Source organism: Stutzerimonas sp. S1, assembly GCF_025966695.1.
GTDB lineage: Bacteria > Pseudomonadota > Gammaproteobacteria > Pseudomonadales > Pseudomonadaceae > Stutzerimonas.
The window spans coordinates 295,371-313,162 of the sequence record NZ_JAOEIY010000002.1 but is presented as its reverse complement, the minus strand read 5'-3'; the positions used below and the strand labels follow the sequence as shown (position 1 = coordinate 313,162).

At 58.5% G+C, this 17,792-nt stretch carries 17 protein-coding genes; 7 read left to right on the top strand and 10 right to left on the bottom strand.

Annotated features, from left to right (window positions below; all coding sequences use genetic code 11):
- Positions 1-234 precede the first annotated feature (234 nt).
- Both N8H22_RS05390 and sohB read right to left on the bottom strand, forming a co-directional pair.
- A complete protein-coding gene (locus N8H22_RS05390) occupies positions 235-1,227 on the bottom strand; it encodes a YhdH/YhfP family quinone oxidoreductase (protein ID WP_264589587.1) in 993 nt (330 codons plus the stop codon).
- 9 nt (positions 1,228-1,236) lie between these two features.
- On the bottom strand, positions 1,237-2,259 hold the full coding sequence (sohB, locus tag N8H22_RS05385; protein WP_264589835.1) for a protease SohB: 1,023 nt from the start codon (positions 2,257-2,259) through the stop codon (positions 1,237-1,239).
- Positions 2,260-2,445: 186 nt separating this feature from the next.
- On the opposite strand from sohB, the gene N8H22_RS05380 reads away from it, so the two are divergent.
- The 4 genes from N8H22_RS05380 to N8H22_RS05365 all read left to right on the top strand — a co-directional run bounded on the left by N8H22_RS05380 (position 2,446) and on the right by N8H22_RS05365 (position 5,629).
- The gene (locus tag N8H22_RS05380; protein ID WP_264589586.1) at positions 2,446-3,156 is read left to right on the top strand and encodes a histidine phosphatase family protein; all 711 of its coding nucleotides are present in this window, start codon (positions 2,446-2,448) and stop codon (positions 3,154-3,156) included.
- A 61-nt stretch (positions 3,157-3,217) separates the two neighbouring features.
- Entirely contained in the window at positions 3,218-3,532 is a 315-nt protein-coding gene (locus tag N8H22_RS05375) for an SCP2 sterol-binding domain-containing protein (protein WP_264589585.1), read from the top strand.
- 205 nt (positions 3,533-3,737) lie between these two features.
- On the top strand, positions 3,738-4,805 hold the full coding sequence (locus N8H22_RS05370; RefSeq protein ID WP_264589584.1) for a phosphotransferase family protein: 1,068 nt from the start codon (positions 3,738-3,740) through the stop codon (positions 4,803-4,805).
- Between the two features lie 56 nt (positions 4,806-4,861).
- Positions 4,862-5,629, top strand: coding sequence for an SDR family oxidoreductase (locus tag N8H22_RS05365; RefSeq protein ID WP_264589583.1), 768 nt, complete (start codon positions 4,862-4,864; stop codon positions 5,627-5,629).
- Positions 5,630-5,691: 62 nt separating this feature from the next.
- Here N8H22_RS05365 and N8H22_RS05360 read toward each other — a convergent pair whose 3' ends face one another.
- A complete protein-coding gene (locus tag N8H22_RS05360; RefSeq protein ID WP_264589582.1) occupies positions 5,692-6,342 on the bottom strand; it encodes a hypothetical protein in 651 nt (216 codons plus the stop codon).
- A 239-nt stretch (positions 6,343-6,581) separates the two neighbouring features.
- Between N8H22_RS05360 and N8H22_RS05355 the strand changes: the two genes are divergently transcribed.
- Positions 6,582-7,370 carry a TSUP family transporter gene (locus tag N8H22_RS05355; RefSeq protein WP_264589581.1) on the top strand — a complete coding sequence of 263 codons (789 nt, stop codon included), beginning with the start codon at positions 6,582-6,584 and terminating at the stop codon, positions 7,368-7,370.
- Here N8H22_RS05355 and nudC read toward each other — a convergent pair.
- The 7 genes from nudC to N8H22_RS05320 all read right to left on the bottom strand — a co-directional run bounded on the left by nudC (position 7,338) and on the right by N8H22_RS05320 (position 15,198).
- The gene (gene nudC / locus N8H22_RS05350; protein ID WP_264589580.1) at positions 7,338-8,171 is read right to left on the bottom strand and encodes an NAD(+) diphosphatase; all 834 of its coding nucleotides are present in this window, start codon (positions 8,169-8,171) and stop codon (positions 7,338-7,340) included. The two genes, N8H22_RS05355 and nudC, sit on opposite strands and share 33 nt — an antisense overlap.
- Entirely contained in the window at positions 8,171-9,853 is a 1,683-nt protein-coding gene (locus tag N8H22_RS05345; protein ID WP_264589579.1) for a ferrous iron transporter B, read from the bottom strand. The genes nudC and N8H22_RS05345 overlap by 1 nt, the downstream gene beginning before the upstream one ends.
- A 37-nt stretch (positions 9,854-9,890) precedes the next feature.
- A complete protein-coding gene (locus N8H22_RS05340) occupies positions 9,891-10,703 on the bottom strand; it encodes a crotonase/enoyl-CoA hydratase family protein (protein WP_264589578.1) in 813 nt (270 codons plus the stop codon).
- A 204-nt stretch (positions 10,704-10,907) separates the two neighbouring features.
- Positions 10,908-13,160: an Orn/Lys/Arg decarboxylase N-terminal domain-containing protein gene (locus N8H22_RS05335; protein WP_264589577.1), complete on the bottom strand. Its 2,253-nt coding sequence runs from the start codon at positions 13,158-13,160 to the stop codon at positions 10,908-10,910.
- 66 nt (positions 13,161-13,226) lie between these two features.
- A complete protein-coding gene (dnaQ, locus tag N8H22_RS05330; protein WP_264589576.1) occupies positions 13,227-13,955 on the bottom strand; it encodes a DNA polymerase III subunit epsilon in 729 nt (242 codons plus the stop codon).
- Positions 13,956-13,969: 14 nt separating this feature from the next.
- Positions 13,970-14,425 carry a ribonuclease HI gene (gene rnhA / locus N8H22_RS05325; protein ID WP_264589575.1) on the bottom strand — a complete coding sequence of 152 codons (456 nt, stop codon included), beginning with the start codon at positions 14,423-14,425 and terminating at the stop codon, positions 13,970-13,972.
- Between the two features lie 62 nt (positions 14,426-14,487).
- Entirely contained in the window at positions 14,488-15,198 is a 711-nt protein-coding gene (locus N8H22_RS05320; RefSeq protein ID WP_264589834.1) for a class I SAM-dependent methyltransferase, read from the bottom strand.
- 155 nt (positions 15,199-15,353) lie between these two features.
- Between N8H22_RS05320 and gloB the strand changes: the two genes are divergently transcribed.
- Positions 15,354-16,133 carry a hydroxyacylglutathione hydrolase gene (gene gloB / locus N8H22_RS05315; protein ID WP_264589574.1) on the top strand — a complete coding sequence of 260 codons (780 nt, stop codon included), beginning with the start codon at positions 15,354-15,356 and terminating at the stop codon, positions 16,131-16,133.
- Between the two features lie 100 nt (positions 16,134-16,233).
- Complete coding sequence (locus N8H22_RS05310) at positions 16,234-17,781, top strand: LysM peptidoglycan-binding domain-containing protein (RefSeq protein ID WP_264589573.1); 1,548 nt, start codon at positions 16,234-16,236, stop codon at positions 17,779-17,781.
- Positions 17,782-17,792: the final 11 nt, after the last annotated feature.

Below are 17,792 nucleotides of genomic sequence, written 5' to 3'. Positions count from 1 at the left end.
GCCATCCGGCGGGTTTCCTTTTACTGATACATCCAGAAATTCGGATGTTCGACTGTAGCGGCGACGGGGGCCGGCTTCTTGCCAAGGGTCGCCTGCTTGATCTTTTCAGCCAATTTTTTCATGAGTCATTTCCTCGGGTGCTCGATCAGGTGAAGTAAGTCTCCTCCAATCGATCGGAGCACAGAAATTCACTCTCGCTATTGGTCTGATTAGCAGAGCTTCTTCAAACGAGGATCAGTCCAACCGCACCAGAAGCCGACCCACCTGACGCCCGTCCAACATGCGTTCGATTGCTTCCGGCAACTGGGCCAGACCAAGCTCCTCCACAAGTTCCTCTAGGTTGGACATGCGCCACTGCAACGACAGTTTGTCCCACATCGAAGCCTTGACTACCAGCGGGATCTCAACCGAGTCGACCCCGAGCAGGTTGACCCCTCGCAGGATAAAGGGCAGTACGCTCGCTTGAAAATGGGTGCCAGCGGTCAAGCCACAGCATGCCACGCTAGCGCCTCGCCTCAACGACTTCACTACATTGAAAAGGATGTCACCACCAACGGTGTCGACCGCACCAGTCCACTGCTCTTTCAGCAGCGCCTTGTCCGCCCCCGCCTGAAGGGCACTGCGCTCAACGATCTGACTGGCACCCAGGCGACGCAACAAATTCGCCTGATTCTCCTTACCCGTCATGGCAGCGACGCTGTAGCCGAGACTCGCAAGCAATGCGACGGCAATGCTGCCCACCCCCCCCGTAGCACCAGTGACGAGCACCGGTTCGGAACCAGGCTCAAGCCCCGCCTGCTCGAGCTTGTCGACACAGAGTGCCGCCGTCAGGCCAGCTGTTCCGAGAATCATCGCATCACGTAGCGACAGCCCGTGCGGGCGCTTGATCACCCACGCCGCGGGAACACGAATGTACTGGCCGAAACCGCCAGGCGTGTTCATGCCGAGGTCATACCCGGTCACAATCACCTCGTCACCCTCGCCGAACTCCGCCACAGAGGATGCCTCCACCACCCCCGCGGCATCAATACCGGGAGTGTGCGGGTACTGTCGGGTTACTCCGCGATTGCCAGTCGCCGACAGGGCGTCCTTGTAATTCAGCGAGGAATAGCGCACCCGAATGAGCACCTCGCCGGCAGGCAATTCATCGATCTCACGCTCGACGATTCGGGACTCGAATAGCCCCTCTGCATTCTCGCTGACTTGCAATGCCTTGAAGCTGCTCATGACGCTCTCCTATTGCCAGAACTTCTGTTCGTTGATCCGTTTCCAGCCCTTCGACAACCCATGTTCGACCACAGCACCGGCCGCCATACCGAAACGTTCAGGAAGACTTTTCTTTTCCGCGTAGTGCAGATGGAAGAGCTCCGCCTCATGCGCGCGCTCAGCCAAGTACTGATCGCTGGTCTTGATCTCGTCGGCCAGATGCTTACCCAATGCAGCGATGCCTAGCCAAACCTCGCCGGTAGCAACATCATCGATGGAGACTTGCTGGCGGTAACGCGCGACGAAGTTCTTAAACAGCTCGTGGGTGGTCTCCAGATCTTCCTGAAATTTTTCCCGCCCCTTCTCGGTGTTTTCACCGAAGACCGTCAACGTCCGCTTGTACTCCCCTGCGGTCAGCACTTCGAAATCGACGTCATGTTTCTTCAGCAGACGATGCAGATTGGGCAGCTGCGCCACCACACCGATGGAACCGAGAATGGCGAATGGCGCAGTGAGAATCTTGTCGCCGATGCACGCCATCATATAACCACCGCTTGCCGCAACCTTGTCGACACAGACCGTCAGCGGCACACCGGCATCACGAATACGCACCAACTGCGACGCAGCCAGGCCATAGCCATGCACCATGCCGCCACCACTTTCCAACCGTAGCACCACTTCATCCTGGGGCGTGGCTAGCGTCAGCAAGGCAGTGATCTCATGGCGCAGGTTGTCGACAGCTGAGGCCCTAAGATCGCCATCGAAATCCAATACGAATACACGCGAAGGGGTTTCGGTTTTCTTCGCTTGCTTGGCCGCCTTGGCTTCGCGCTTGCGCAGCGCCTTCAGCTGATCCTTTTCCAGCACCGACTGCTCGAGCCGTTCACGCATCGTCTTGTAGAAATCGTTTAGCTTGTGCACCTGCAGATTGCCGCTGCCCTGTTTGCCGCGACCACGTCGCAGTGACGCCAGCACGATGAGTACGACCACGATGGCCAACACTAATGTCACCGTCTTGGCCAAAAAGCTTGCGTAATCGGCAAGAAATTCCACGATCTCTCCTTGGGTTTCATAAGCAGCTGCCAACAGCTTTTTGCCTGGCGCCGAGCGGCCAAGCATACCGGGGCGCTCCACGCTGAACCAGCGCAGCGGCATTTCAAACAAACGTATGATTTATCGTTGACACTCCCAGTCGATCCTCCTACCCTCGCGAAAACGAGCGCTAGCCGGAGTAGCAGAATGGGAAGTATCTACCTGATCAGACATGGTCAGGCGTCTTTCGGTGCCGAAAACTACGACGTGCTCTCCCCGCTAGGTTATCGTCAGGCTGAAGCGCTGGGTAACTATCTAGCTGAACTCGGGATCAACTTCGATCGCTGCGTAAGTGGCGAGCTACAGCGTCAACAGGATACCGCCCGGACAACATTGGCGACGCTGGGCAAGGCTGGAAAAGGTCAACCCGCTATCGAGACTGATGCGGCGTTCAACGAATTTCACGCAGACGCGGTCATTCGCGCACACCTACCCGAACTGCTAGAGGTTGAACCGAACGCCTTGCATATTCTGCGTAACGCCGCCAGCCACCGCGCGGAATTCCAGCACCTGTTTACCTTCGCCGTACACCGCTGGATTTCAGGTGAACACGAAAGGGATGAAGTAGAGAGCTGGCGGAGTTTTCTCGATCGAGTCACCGCGGGCCTGGAGCGTTTGCTCAGTCAGGCGAAGAAGAAGGACAACATCGCCATTTTCACTTCCGGCGGCACTATTACCGCACTGCTGCAGCAGATCATCGGTGTGCCGGCGATCAAAGCATTTGAAATGAACTGGCAGATCGTCAACACCTCGCTCAGCCAGTTGAAGTTTCGTGACCGCGAGGTCGCACTGGCTTCCTTCAACAGTCACGCACATCTGCAATTGTTGAAGAATCCGGAGCTTGTCACCCATCGATAAGCTCAGCCTCACAGCGGCTTAAGGTCGCTTGTTCCAACAAATATCCAAAAAGGAAAACTCCATGAGCAACGTCGCCGAAACCTTCAAAGGCATGCAGTCGAAGTTCAACCCCAGCGCCGCCGCCGGCCTGGATCTGGTCTTCCAGTTCAACATCACCGATGCTGAGAACTACTACCTTGTAGTCAAAGACGGCACCTGCGATCTGCAGCAGGGCGACTCCAGCGATTCCAACGTCACGCTGATCATGGATAGCGAAACCATGCAGGGTATCGTCAGCGGCGAAACCGACGGCATGCAGGCTTTCATGGGCGGAAAGCTGCGCGCCGAAGGCGACATGATGCTGGCCCTGAAGCTCAGCGAACTGTTCCCTGCGTAAGGCGAGCAGCTTGCGCGCAACACCGGACCGAAGCCGATTTGGCTTCGGTTTTTTTATGCCTACAGCCTGCGCAACAAAGGATCAGGCCGTTTGATCAGGCGGCAACACTGGCACCAATAACAGTGGGCTTCGCTTGGTTCGCACAACCCACAGCATTAGATTACTGAATCATCTTGGGCACCAAACATAAGCAGAAGGGATAAACATGGCGCTTACAGATCAAACCGCTCGCGTGCGCGTAGGCGAGGAGCTCCCTGGTGAGGTAATCGATCAGTACCTCAAAGCGCACATTCCGGGCCTGGAGGGAACCCCACGCATTTCCCAGTTTCCCGGTGGCGCGTCGAACCTGACCTATCTGCTCGAGTACGCGAATCGAGAGCTGGTGCTGCGCCGCCCACCGTTCGGCCGCAAGGCCAAGTCAGCTCACGACATGGGGCGCGAGTACCGGATCCTCAATCAGCTGAACACCGGTTTCCCCTACTGTCCCAAAGCGTATGTCTACTGCACCGACGAATCGGTAATCGGTGCCGAGTTTTATGTGATGGAACGGGTCAACGGCATCATTCTGCGTTCTGACCTGCCACCCGAATTGAACTTCGACGTAGCGCAGACACGCGCATTATGTGAAAGCTTTATCGACAAATTGGTCGAGCTACATAACGTCGACTATCAAGCCTGCGGACTGGGCGATCTGGGCAAGCCGGAAGGTTATGTGAAACGCCAGATCGAAGGCTGGACCGAACGCTACGAGCGTGCGATGACACCTGATGCGCCGACATGGGAGCCCGTCAAGCGGTGGCTGCGGGAGAAGATGCCTGCAGATCATCCCAAGCCTGGGATAATCCACAACGACTATCGCTTCGACAATGTCATTTTGAATCCGGATAACCCGATGCAGATCATCGGAGTGCTGGACTGGGAGATGACCACCATCGGCGACCCTCTGATGGATCTGGGCAACACGCTGGCTTACTGGATCGAAGCGACCGATCCGCAACCGATGCAGGCGATGCGCAAACAGCCCAGCCACCTGCCTGGTATGTACACGCGCCAAGGCTTCGCCGACTACTACGCCAAGCGCGCCGGCATCACCATCCCCTGTATCGACTTCTATTACACCTACGGATTGTTCCGGCTCGCCGGAATCATCCAGCAGATCTACTACCGCTTCTATCACGGCCAGACTCAGGACCAACGCTTCGCCCAGTTCATCGTCATGAACAGACTACTGGAGCAGAAGGCGCTGGAAGTGATCGGGCAGTCGCAACTCTGATTCCACCCAACCGCTCCGAACGTAGCGACGGGGCCGAATAACAAGAGGAACCACCGATGTCAAAGACCACCCTGTTCGACCTCGACGGTAAGATTGCCTTCGTTTCCGGTGCCAGCCGCGGCATAGGCGAAGCCATCGCAAAACTGCTCGCTCAGCAAGGCGCCCACGTAATCGTCTCCAGCCGCAAGATCGAGGGTTGCCAGGCCGTCGCGGACGCGATTGTCGCTGCAGGCGGCAAGGCCACGCCGGTGGCGTGCCACATCGGCGAGCTGGAGCAAATCCAGGCAGTGTTTGCACGGATTAGCGAAGAGTTCGGACGCCTGGACATTCTGGTGAACAATGCGGCCACCAACCCGCAGTTCTGCCATATCCTCGATACCGACGTGTCAGCGTTTCAGAAAACCGTCGATGTGAACATTCGCGGCTACTTTTATATGTCGGTCGAGGCCGGCAAACTGATGCGCGAGCATGGAGGAGGCAGCATCATCAATGTCGCCTCCATCAACGGCGTTTCGCCGGGAAACTTTCAGGGGATCTACTCGATCACCAAAGGCGCGGTGATCAACATGACCAAGGCCTTTGCAAAGGAGTGCGCGCAGTTCGGCATCCGTTGCAACGCCTTGCTGCCGGGGCTGACCGACACCAAGTTCGCTTCGGCGTTAGTCAAGAACGACGCGATTCGCGAAGCGGCACTTCAGCATATTCCATTGCATCGCGTGGCTGCCCCGAGCGAAATGGCCGGCGCCGTGCTTTACCTAGCAAGCGATGCGTCCAGCTACACCACCGGCGTATCGCTCAATGTAGATGGCGGCTACCTGGCCTGAAGCCTGAACAGAGTAAGCAAAAAAAGGGCGCCTCAGGCGCCTTTTTTTTGCCCATCGCCGACCTACCAGTCCTTCAACGCCCGGCTCGCCTCGGCATTCACCGGCTTCGCCAGCAACCCGGTTGGCGACAGCTCAATCTCGTAGACCGCGCCATCTGCTATCGGCATGAAGCTCACGCGTTGCGCCTGCGACTCGAAGAATGGAATGTCGTGCTCAGCTACGCGCAGCCAATGCCCGAGATCGACCGGTAACGACTTGTTTTCAGCAAGCGACGCCTGAAGATGACGTGCTTGTTCCTGCTGTTCCACGGACAGATAACGACCGGAAATTCTCTCCAACCGATAGCCAGACTCAAGACCGATGAGCGCTGCCAGTCCATTCCAGTGCAGAACATGTACGTCGAGCTGCCACAGATCACCCTCGAGAACTACTGAACGCTGATGGCGCCCCTGTTTAATAGCAACCTCATAGCGCTGATTGCCCTGCCCCTGAAAACTCACCGTTGCCAATGGCTTGTCGCTTGGGACTGGCTGGTAGCCGCTAACTTCAAAGGCCACAGAACCAACCACACCAGCCAGCGCGAGCAGCAGAAAACCACAGGTGCCGCGCAGCCAGCCCAGCAACCAGTTGCCGCCGAGCAACATGCGCAAAGCCACCAGCAAAACGATCAGGGCAAGTAACGCAACCACCACTGCGAGCCCGAGATACTGCATATACACTGTCCTCCCCCAACGAGTGCGGCATTATCCGCAGCGCTTCAGTGCGCATCCAGCGTGGCCGTGGGATATCCATCACGCCCCTGCACATCCGATCGTTACTACCGTCGCACGGCCTGGATTCGCTATGTGAAAAAGCACCTCAGAAGAGTCCGTTTCTTACAGAGAACAATTACGCACAGCCCGTCATCGCCTTATGCTCGTGAACACTCACCGCTACCAACCAAGAACATTCAATGCCTTTCATGTTTGAGCTCGCAGTTGATCCCCTTTCCCTGATCGTTCTGATCGCCGTGGCTTTCACTGCGGGCTTCATCGACGCGATTGCCGGAGGCGGAGGTTTGCTGACCATTCCAGCCCTCCTCACCGTAGGGCTTCCACCGCATCTGGTGCTCGGAACCAACAAGCTCTGTGCAACCTTTGGGTCGGCAACCGCGAGCTACACCTTCTACCGGCGGCGACTATTTGAACCCAGGCTCTGGCGTCGCGCACTAATCGGCACGGCAATCGGGGCAACGCTCGGTGCTGGTATCGCCCATCGTCTACCAGCAAGCTGGTTAAACCAAATGCTCCCTTTGGTGGTTTGTGCGTGCGGACTCTATCTGCTTTTCAGTCGTATACCGACGGACACACCGATGGCAAAGGAGCAGCCCATTGCACAGCATCGGCAATGGCCACAGGGCCTGGGGCTCGGCTTCTACGATGGAGTGGCCGGGCCGGGAACCGGAGCTTTCTGGACCGTCAGCAGCTTGTTGATATACCCACTCGATCTGTTACGCGCCAGTGGCGTGGCACGAACCATGAACTTCGTCAGCAATTCCGCCGCCTTGGTCGTATTTATCATCGGCGGACAAGTCGCGTGGATGCTCGGTATCGGCATGGGCCTTGCGCTGATGGCGGGTTCCTTCTTTGGCGCACGCACGGCGATTCACGGTGGTGCTAAGTTCATCCGCCCAGTGTTCATTCTGGTGGTATTGGCCCTCAGCCTGCGTTTAGCTTGGCAGCACTGGATCGTCGCGCCCTAGCCGGCGCGCCAGATAGAGCTCGATCAGATAACGAGCAATGGACTGCCGAGCAGGCAATCCAGGCAGCCGGTGGATGGAGAACCACCGAGCATCTTCGATCTCTTCCGGCTGCGGCACGATTTCCCCACCCGCATATTCCGCATGAAAGCCCAGCATCAGCGAATGCGGAAAAGGCCAGCCCTGACTCGCTATATAGCGCGGCGGATGGATCGACACGCCGACCTCTTCCCGAACTTCGCGCTCGACGCATTGCTCAACCGACTCGCCGGGTTCGACGTAACCCGCCAGCGTACTGTACACGCCAGGCGCGAAACGCGGCGAACGCGCCAGCAGAAGTTCGTCTCCACGAGTAACCAGCACAATCATGCTGGGGGAAAGACGCGGGTACTGGTGAATGCCGCACGCAGGACAATGCATCGCTCGCTCAAGTGGATGCTGCTGCATGCGCGCACCGCAGCTTCCGCAGAATCGATGTTGGCTCGCCCAGGTTCCGATCTGCGCCGCATAGCCCAGCATTCGGAAGAGCTCATGATCGCCATTCTGCAGCATGAACTGGCGCAACCCTTGCCAGCTCGCGCCAGGGACCTCCGCGGGCTGATCGAGCTCGAAGAGAAACACCGCATCGCCATCGAAGTAACCCAACCCCTGCTCGCTCAACAGCGGCAGCCCAAGGCGCTTTAGCCAATCACGGGGAAACAGCACGCCGCTGCTGTCAAAGAGAAACTGCTGCTGGAAATGCACCACTGCCCAACCGCCAGGTACGGCGGGATCAAGCAAGGCAGCCTGCCAGCGCAGACTCATCAGGCAGCAACCGGCATACCAAGGGCCCGTACACTTTCGCTTGCCAGGTCGAGAACACTGGCGCGGGAGTCATCGCGCCTTAGGATGGCGCCACCCTCAAGGTAATACTCAAGACTAGTGAGCGCATCAGCCAATGTTTCGAGCATCTGCTCCGCAGGCATCTGGGTGGACTCGAGCATCTGCTTCTGGATGAAATCCGCGCACGCACCAATCAGCTCGGCTGCACGCTCCTGCTCGAGGAAACGTAGTCCACCTCGCACCGCCTGGAGACTGAACGGCACATTGGCCAAGTGCAACTTCTCACCGTTGGATTCCAGATAGGCGGTGATGGCCCGTTTCGCCAGCGCTAGCCCGGCAGTGGCCTCATCGATGACCACAATATAGGCCTCGGTCAATTGGTGATTGGCGAAGGCTTCGGCTTCGAGCCCAGGTTGAGCGGGCTGCGGCCGCCCTTCGCGACGCTCGCCCTTCTCCAAGCTCGCGACCATGCTTTCCACATACAGAACGGCATCGGCCAGACGGAGCAAAGCATTCGCGTCCGGGGGGCACTCCTGGGCCCATCCGGATACCGTCGCCAGCTGCGTATGCAGGGTACTGGCGGCAGATGACAAGCCAACCATGCCAAGCGTCTTGGCGAGTTTCCCGAGTAACGTGTGCAGATTGGCGAATGCCTCGGCCGGTGCAGTCCCCCGCTCAATCAAGTCCAGCAGATCCTTGAGGCTGGCCAGCTCCTCACGGATAGCGGAGGAAAGCGAGCGCATCACCGCCTGCCCAGGCCCAGCGAGGCGCTGGGATTCTTCTTCCAGCATATGATCGGTGAACGGCAGGGAACTCAGCGCGAACACCTCACGCACCTGTTTTGCCAGTGGACCGGCACTGTCAGCCAGCGCAACGAGATACAACAACTCCTTCAATAAACTGCGGGGAGTCTCGTACGCCTGATTGCCAATCAATTGCTTCAGCTCACGATCCAGACGGGAAAATAGCTGCTTGCGCGATTTGCGTGGCAGCAGTTGACCGTCAAGCTGGCTTTCCAGCGCAGCACCGCCTATCCAGCACAGCCGGCCAGCCGGCAGATGGGCATAAAGCTGATCCAGCCGCCCCAAAGCACGCGCCATCAGCCGCAGGCTGGCGGCCAAATTGTCTTCGCGAATGAACCCGAGCAAGCCGACTTGATACATATGCCGGAGGCGCCGCGTCTCGCTCTGCAGATTCGCCACGGAAGGAGCTGGCACAGCGGCGCCCGGTCGACCGTGATCAAGACGCGAGCTAAAAAAGAAGCTTTCCGGTAAAGGCGATTGCGAGCCGGCCAAACGCAGGGCATTAATTGCCGGCAGTAACAGCTCGGGAATTTCCTGCCGACTTGCATCGACGCTCTCCAGATAGCGTCGTAATACATAAAGGCCATTGCTCAGAGCCGCCAGCTGACTGTCGCGCTCCTCGCCGGCGCCAACCGGGATATCCATCGCCAGCTGAAGTACCTCTTGCGCCAGCAACTCTGCTCCGGTCAGCTCGATGAGATTTAGCGTTCCACGAACCTGCTTCAGGTTCTCCACCGCCTGTTGCAGCAGCCCGCCATTATTGCGATCGATGATGAAATGCTCGAGACTCTGCTCCGCCTCTTCCATCGTGGCGAACAGCTCGTCGCGGACCAAACTGAGCGATGTGGCTCCAGTAACCATGCCTAGTGCGCCTCCCGCGCAGCGTTGAAGTGACGCATCAGTCGGCAAAGCCCGGCTTCTGTTTACTCATATGCGCCGTAACCGCAACCCGAAGATCCGCCGACTGCAACATTGCAGCGTTCCAGGTGGCGATATATTCCAGACCATCGTCAACCCGATGATCTCGCATATAGCGAATCATCTCCTTGGTTCCACGTACGGCCAGCGGAGACTTCTCGGCGATCTGACGCGCCAACTCGAGGACTCCGGACTGCAACGCTTGCTGATCGGCATAGATACGGTTGACCAAGCCGATGGCAAGCGCTTCCTCGCCATTGATCGTGCGACCGGTAAAGGCCAACTCACGCATCATGCCGTCACCAATGATTCGCGGCAGCCGCTGTAGGGTACCGACATCGGCTGCCATGCCCATGTCGATTTCCTTGATTGAAAACTGTGCATCAACCGTGCTGTAACGCATGTCACACGCGGAGATCAGGTCAATCGCGCCGCCCAGGCAATAGCCCTGAATCGCCGCAATGACCGGTTTGCGACAGCTGTCGACGGCATTGAACGAGGCCTGGAGCGCGAGAATCTTGCGCCGTAATTTTTCCGCGTTACGCCCAACATCGTTGCCTAGTTCACTGCCGACTTGGGCCAGCAATTGCAGATCGATACCAGACGAGAAATGTTCACCCGCTCCACTGAGCACTACGACACGCACATCGTCCGTTTCGTCGATCCATTGGAAGATATCGATGATCTCGGTCCAGAACGCCGCATTCATCGCATTGATCTTCTCGGGTCGATTGATGACGACCTGGGCAACTTTATCGGCCAACTCTACACGGAAGGCTTGGTATTCGTTCACGCTATCATCCTCGACAGCTGGCACGTTAAGCGTCAGACGACATTGAGCTAACTGCCTGACGGCCCGTTTAGCCGCGCAACTATAACAAGCAGTGCACGGCCGGGTGAATGTCGATGTGGATGATGTGAAACAGACCACGCATCCTCACGTATCGGTTAGACGTCCGCGTTAAGCCGCTGAGCTGCCAGTAAAAATAAGCGCAGCTCAATCCTCGCGAACGCAATCTACCGTATACGCAATGCCTGTTGATAAGGGTTCCTTCTGCAAGCCATGGACGTCGGCATCGAAACCCGGAAAACGCTCGGCGAAAGCGCGGGCGAAGCGAAGATAATCCACGATCGAACGTGTCTGCTGGGTGAAACGCTCGCCCGGCATGATCAGCGGTATACCCGGCGGATACGGGACCAGCATGACTGCAGCAACGCGCCCGTCCAGATCATCGATAGGCACAGACTCGACGTCCCCACGCACGAGCTTGTCATACGCATCGGCAGGCTTCATCGCCAGTTCAGGCAATGCGGTGTACATGTGCCGCATCGCCCGCGCCGTGGCATTCTCGCGATAGCAACCGTGGAGCTCGTTGCAAAGATCGCGCAGCCCCATGCCTGCATAAGCGTCTGCTCCCGCACGAGCTATCGATGGCAAGGCTTCGGATAGCGGGCGGTTGGCGTCGTAGTAGCGTTTGAATTCCAGTAACTCCGTCAGCAGGGTGCTCCACTTGCCCTTGGTGATGCCCATGGAAAACAGCACCAGCATCGAATACAGCCCGGTTTTTTCCACGACCAGACCACGCTCCCAAAGGAACTTGCTGACGACCGCGGCAGGAATCCCTCGCTCACTCAACGTACCTGCAGCGGTAAGTCCTGGGGTTACCAAGGTTACCTTGATCGGATCGAGCAGCACATAATCCTCGGCAACGTCGCCGAAACCATGCCAGTCAACCTCAGGCTCGAGCAGCCAGTCTGCCGTTATCAGCGACTCGGAGCCGTCGACCTGAGCCGGCTGCCATATGCTGAACCACCAGTCGTCGGCGGCGATGTGTTGTCGCAGATTGGCCAGCGCCCGGCGAAAACTCAGTGCCTCGTCGAAGGTTTCCTGAATCAGCGAGCGCCCTGCCGGCCCTTCCATCATGGCCGACGCAACATCGAGCGACGCAAGGATGCCGTACTGCGGCGAAGTGGAGATGTGCATCATGAAAGCTTCATTGAAGCGATCACGATCCAACTGCCGTGTGCGGCTGTCGAGCACATGGATCATCGATGCCTGACTGAAGGCAGCGAGCAACTTGTGCGTGGAGTGAGTGGTGAATACCAGCGGCCCCTGTTCGCGCGTGTCCATGCCGTAGCGACCATCGTAGAACTCGTGGAATGCCGCGTAAGCGAACCACGCCTCATCGAAATGCAGCACGTCGACACTATCGCCCAACGCCCGCTTGATGAGATTGGCGTTGTAGCACAACCCGTCGTAAGTCGAGTTAGTGACCACTGCCAGCCTTACCTTCGGCGGACGCCCGCGCGCAAGCGGATTAGCATCGATCTTCGCCTGAATCGACTCGCGGCTGAACTCCGTCAACGGAATGGGGCCGATGATCCCCAGTTCATTGCGCGCCGGACTCAGATAGAGCGGAATAGCGCCAGTCATGATGATCGAATGCAGGATCGATTTGTGGCAGTTGCGATCGACCAATACCAGATCATCGCGAGCAACCATCGAGTGCCAGACGATCTTGTTCGCCGTCGAGGTGCCGTTGATGACGAAAAAAGTATGGTCGGCACCGAAATTGCGAGCAGCCCTCGCCTCTGCCGCCGCCAGCGGGCCGGTGTGATCAAGCAGTGAGCCGAGCTCAGGCACCGACACTGAGAGATCCGAACGCAGCGTATTCTCGCCGAAAAACTGATGAAACGCCTGACCAACCGGACTCTTGCGATAGGCCACGCCCCCACCGTGCCCCGGTGTATGCCAGGAATAATTGGAGTCGTGGGTGTGCTGCACCAGCGCACGGAAGAACGGCGGCAACAGATCGTCGAGGTAGTTACGCGCCGCTCGAGCGACCTGCCGCGCGAGAAACGGCATGGTGTCCTCATACAGATACAGCAGGCCGCGCAGCTCGTTGAGATCAGCCATCGCCTCGGCCGGTGCATTCTCGATGGTGACCTGTTCGCCCAGCGCGAAGATCGGTAGTTTCGGCGCCCGGCGCCGCGCCACACGAATAAGCTCGACCACATCGTGCAACAGACGTTGATTCTCGCCAGCACCTTCCGCCGCCACCAGGATGCAGGCAAGGCCGTGGTGGGTAGACGCCACGATGCGCCCTTCAGCCGAACTCGCGGTTGGCAGAATTGTGAAGCCGTCCTGTTCAAGTTCAGCCGCGATGCCGCGCACCCGCTCGCCGGCAACAGTATCGGCCTTGATGTCCCGATGGACGATGAGAATGGGAAACTTCAGGTCTTTGTACATGAGCGCTTTCCGAAGAAGATCAACCTCAGGGTAGAAGCGCCGCGGTGAAAACGATAGCGAAAGCTGTCAGCCGTCCAGTTGTGTCCAGACCGGAGTCGCCCCGCTGGCTTTCTCGATCGCCGCCAGGCGAGCGACATGCGCGGCCAACTCCTCCTCGCTGGCACGCAGTACCGCCGTGCGCACCCGCTCGGCTGGCAGCCGGCGGATCGGACTCGGCTGCTGGCGGCCACCGTTTCCTGCATCCGCTCCGTCGCCGGCCAGAGACAAGTTGGTCTGGCCGCCAGTCATGGTCAGCCAGACATCGGCGAGAATCTCCGCATCGAGCAAGGCGCCGTGCAGGTCGCGGCCTGAGTTGTCCACGCCATAACGCTTGCACAGCGCGTCCAGGCTATTGCGCTGCCCAGGATGGCGCTCACGGGCCATCAGCAGGGTATCGAGCACCGAGCAGTGATCGGTGATCTCGGCGCGCTCCTGCTGGCCAAGCAAGGCAAACTCGTTATTGATGAAGCCAATATCGAACGCCGCATTGTGGATGACCAGTTGAGCGTCGCGAATGAACTCGAAGAATTCGTCAGCAACATCGCGGAATCTTGGTTTGTCCGCGAGGAACTCGTTGGTAATGCCGTGAACGGCGATCGCGCCCTCGTCTACTTCACGGTCCGGCTGCAAGTAGACGTGATAGTGCCTACCAGTCAGGCGCCGACCAATGACTTCGACACAACCGATTTCGATGATCCGGTGGCCATCGGTCACCGGCATGCCGGTGGTTTCGGTATCCAGCACTACGCTACGCATGTCTTCTCGCTCGATTACACATTCGGTTGTCGTTTGGCCTGCACTACGCCGCGGTTGGCCAGCAGATCAGCCTGTTCATTACCCGGATGGCCGGTATGGCCGCGCACCCACTGCCAAGTAACCTGATGGCGACCAACCTGCTCGTCGAGCTGCTGCCAGAGATCGGCGTTCTTTACCGGCTGCTTGCTCGCCGTCTTCCAGCCACGCTTCTTCCAGTTCGGCAGCCAGTCATTGATGCCCTGCATCACGTACTGTGAGTCGGTTACCAGGCGCACTTGGCAAGGTCTCTTGAGTTCGGCCAGCGCTCGTATTGCAGCCATCAGCTCCATGCGGTTATTGGTAGTTTCAGCTTCGCCGCCCCAAAGTTCGCGCTTGACGCCTTTATAAACTAGCAGGGCCCCCCAGCCGCCTGGGCCCGGATTGCCTTTGCAGGCGCCGTCTGTATAGATTTCGACCAGCTCGTCGCTCATGAGGAAGTGTTTTTACCTGTCGGTCGGCAAGGGCACGGTTCGACACGAATGCCAGAGTCAGTCTATTCGGCATCCCGGCGACTGAGTTTCGCCACCGGCATCGGCAGCAATTTGCCCATGCGCTCGCGACGCTGCTGACGTAGCGGCCGCAGGCCGATCATCAGCTTGCGCGCGACCAGCACATAGAACCCACCGGTAGGCGCCTGCAGACGTTGTCCGAACGGCTCCAGGCGAGCCAGACGCGACTGCCATTCGCTCGAAGAAAGCGGCGGACAATAGCATCCGAAGCGGCGATTCTCCAGTGCGAACCCCAGTAGATTGAGCCAGTCTGCTACACGCGTTGGGCGAATGCAGCGAGCCTGTCGAAGAGGTCCGCGTGACAATAGATGACGCGCCCCCCAGAGACTCCAAGGATTGATACCGACGATCAGCAGATGCCCGCCCGGGCGAACGCTGCGGGCAGCCTCTCGCAGCAATCCGTGTGGAGACAGGCTGAAATCCAGCCCATGCTGCAGCAGGACCACATCAGCCGCATGCTCGCCGAGAGGCCACGCCTGCTCTTCGCAGACGATTTCCACACCGCCCAGGGCGGCACCAAGGCGCACGCTGCGCTTGATCTTCGGCGGCACAACTGAGGCCCCGGAAAATGGCCCGTAATGCACCAGATAACTACCGAAGCAGCGGTTCAGTTCATCGTCGAGCACCTGTTGCTCCTGCTCGAGCAGCTGCCGCCCCAACGCGCCATCGAACCACGCATTCGCGTCACCGATCATTCTTTGCCACTGATCGCTCGGATGGACAGGTGATTGCGGCTTCATCGCTCGACTCCATTTGATCGGTCACGCCGTCGATGCTGAGTTTCGCTCGGGTTAAATTTTGCCGGCTGCCTGCTAGGATGCACCTTTGTCACTGAATTGGCGATCCGACCATGCTGAAGATCGAGGCGCTGCCAGCCTTCACAGATAATTACATCTGGCTCCTGCAGGATAGCGCGCAACGACACTGCGTTGCGGTCGACCCTGGCGACGCCGAGCCGGTGCTAGCATGGCTGGCTGCCCATCCCGATTGGCAGCTGACCGACATCCTGATCACCCACCACCATCACGACCACGTAGGCGGAGTGCTGCACCTCAAGGAACGCACCAGTGCGCGCGTGTACGGCCCCGCCGACGAGAAGATTCCAGGGCGAGATTATGCGCTGCAGGACAACCAGCGCATCCGCGTACTCGACCACGAACTGCTCATTCTTGCGGTTCCCGGCCATACACTGGGCCATATTGCCTACTACCATCCCGATGAACGGCAGCCTTGGTTGTTGAGTGGCGATACGCTGTTTGCGGCTGGCTGCGGGCGCCTGTTCGAGGGTACGCCACAGCAGATGTACGCATCACTGCTGCGCCTAGCCGCCCTGCCCGACCAAACGCTAATCTATTGCACCCATGAGTACACCCTGAGCAACCTGCTCTTTGCCAAGGCGGTCGAACCCGACAATGCCGAGGTAGCCAAACGCTTGCAGGATGTTACCGAACTGCGTGCTGCCAATCGCTGCAGCCTGCCCTCTCGGCTCGCACTCGAACATGCCACCAACCCGTTCCTGCGCAGCAGCGAAGCGACAGTCTGCAGGGCTGCGCGCATGCGTAGTGGGACTATCCTGGAACAGCCTGCCGACGTTTTCGCAGCTCTTCGCGCCTGGAAAGACCATTTCTGAACAAGCTCGACGGGTTCCCGAAATCAAGCAGCAAACTTGACCCACCAAATCCCCGTTCCTAGAATCCTGCGAATTTTGTGTTCGGGGAAACCTCCAGCCAATGCCGCCAGCGCCCAGAAAACGCTGCGATCCAGACGCCTTGGCAGCCTCTGGTCGCGCCCTCGCCCTTGCACTATGTGTGGCCCTCGCCGGCTGCCAGAGCAATGCACCGCATGACTCGTCGCTCGGTCAAACTCCCATCTCGACTGACGCTAAGCAGGCTCCACTGTGGCTGACGGACAATACCGTCGCACCAGCACACGAGGACATCTGGGAACGTATCCGTGACGGCTTCATGCTTCAGGAGCACCTGGACAGCAACCCCCGCATCGAGCAACAGCGCCTGCTGTTCGCCAGCCGCCCCGCGTCGATCGAAGCAGCTACCGCACGTGGCGGCTTGTACATTCATTACATCGTCGAGCGATTGGAAGAGCGCGAGATGCCGTTGGAGCTTGCGTTACTGCCAGTAATCGAAAGCTCCTACGACCCCTTCGCCTATTCACCGGCGCATGCCGTCGGGCTCTGGCAGTTCATACCGTCCACCGGGCGCCACTTCAATCTACGCCAGACCAACTGGTATGACGGTCGACGCGACATCACAGCCTCGACCAATGCCGCGCTGCGTTACTTGAGCTACCTGCACAACCTGTTCAACGGTGACTGGCTACTGGCGCTGGCCGCCTACAACTCCGGCGAAGGCACCGTCAGCCGAGCAATAGAACGCAATCAGAGGCTGGGACTGCCGACCGACTATTGGAATCTGCCTCTGCCGCGTGAAACACGGGATTATGTTCCGAAGCTGCTTGCGCTTTCGCAGCTGATCAAGGCTCCGGAAGCATATGGCATCACACTCAGCCCGATCGCCAACGAACCCTACTTCGAAGTCGTGACGCTCAAACAACGCATGGACCTCGCACGGGTTGCCAAGCTGGCCGACCTCGATGAAGACGAGTTGTATCAGCTCAATCCGGCCTTTACTCGGCGCATCACGCTCGATGGCCCGCAACAGTTGCTGGTGCCGCAGGAAAAAGCGGAAATGCTGGCAGCCAACCTTGCGCTGATGAAACCGCAGGACTTGGTCGACTGGCATCAATACAGCGTAAGTCCTGGCGACACGCTCAGCAGCATCGCGAGCCGACACCAGGTCAGCGTCAGGACGCTCCGTGAGATCAATCGCCTTCCAGGCAACAGCCTGCGGATCGGACAGATACTCAGCATCCCGACGATCGCCAACGAACCCTCACGCGAACTGCTCCATACAGTCGCACGCAGCAGTGCTGCCGCGCCTCGCAGTTACCGGGTAAAGGCGGGTGACAATCTGTGGGATATTGCTAAAGCCCAACGGGTATCAGTGCGTGACCTGCAGCGGTGGAACAAGCTATCCGGCAGCAGTCTGAAGGTCGGCCAGGCACTGTTTCTGCAGGGCCCGACAGCAGGGAGCGCAGCAGTAGCAGCGGCCCCAACCTACTACAAGGTCCGCAAGGGCGATTCGCTGTACCAGATTGCTAAGCGCTTCAACGTGCACGTCAACAAGTTGAAGATCTGGAATCCCAAGGGCACCCAGATACTGCGGCCGGGGCAATTACTTACTCTTTATCTGCCAAATTAAATGAGTTCTGC

What these genes read in the sequence shown, in the direction of transcription:
- N8H22_RS05370 (WP_264589584.1), top strand. Translation starts at nt 3,738, where the DNA reads ATGGCGCTTACAGATCAAACCGCTCGCGTGCGCGTAGGCGAGGAGCTC.
- N8H22_RS05390 (WP_264589587.1), bottom strand. Translation starts at nt 1,227, where the DNA reads ATGAGCAGCTTCAAGGCATTGCAAGTCAGCGAGAATGCAGAGGGGCTA.
- N8H22_RS05335 (WP_264589577.1), bottom strand. Translation starts at nt 13,160, where the DNA reads ATGTACAAAGACCTGAAGTTTCCCATTCTCATCGTCCATCGGGACATC.
- N8H22_RS05355 (WP_264589581.1), top strand. Translation starts at nt 6,582, where the DNA reads ATGCCTTTCATGTTTGAGCTCGCAGTTGATCCCCTTTCCCTGATCGTT.
- N8H22_RS05345 (WP_264589579.1), bottom strand. Translation starts at nt 9,853, where the DNA reads ATGGTTACTGGAGCCACATCGCTCAGTTTGGTCCGCGACGAGCTGTTC.
- N8H22_RS05380 (WP_264589586.1), top strand. Translation starts at nt 2,446, where the DNA reads ATGGGAAGTATCTACCTGATCAGACATGGTCAGGCGTCTTTCGGTGCC.
- N8H22_RS05360 (WP_264589582.1), bottom strand. Translation starts at nt 6,342, where the DNA reads ATGCAGTATCTCGGGCTCGCAGTGGTGGTTGCGTTACTTGCCCTGATC.
- nudC (WP_264589580.1), bottom strand. Translation starts at nt 8,171, where the DNA reads ATGAGTCTGCGCTGGCAGGCTGCCTTGCTTGATCCCGCCGTACCTGGC.
- N8H22_RS05365 (WP_264589583.1), top strand. Translation starts at nt 4,862, where the DNA reads ATGTCAAAGACCACCCTGTTCGACCTCGACGGTAAGATTGCCTTCGTT.
- gloB (WP_264589574.1), top strand. Translation starts at nt 15,354, where the DNA reads ATGCTGAAGATCGAGGCGCTGCCAGCCTTCACAGATAATTACATCTGG.
- N8H22_RS05310 (WP_264589573.1), top strand. Translation starts at nt 16,234, where the DNA reads ATGCCGCCAGCGCCCAGAAAACGCTGCGATCCAGACGCCTTGGCAGCC.
- rnhA (WP_264589575.1), bottom strand. Translation starts at nt 14,425, where the DNA reads ATGAGCGACGAGCTGGTCGAAATCTATACAGACGGCGCCTGCAAAGGC.
- dnaQ (WP_264589576.1), bottom strand. Translation starts at nt 13,955, where the DNA reads ATGCGTAGCGTAGTGCTGGATACCGAAACCACCGGCATGCCGGTGACC.
- N8H22_RS05375 (WP_264589585.1), top strand. Translation starts at nt 3,218, where the DNA reads ATGAGCAACGTCGCCGAAACCTTCAAAGGCATGCAGTCGAAGTTCAAC.
- N8H22_RS05320 (WP_264589834.1), bottom strand. Translation starts at nt 15,198, where the DNA reads ATGATCGGTGACGCGAATGCGTGGTTCGATGGCGCGTTGGGGCGGCAG.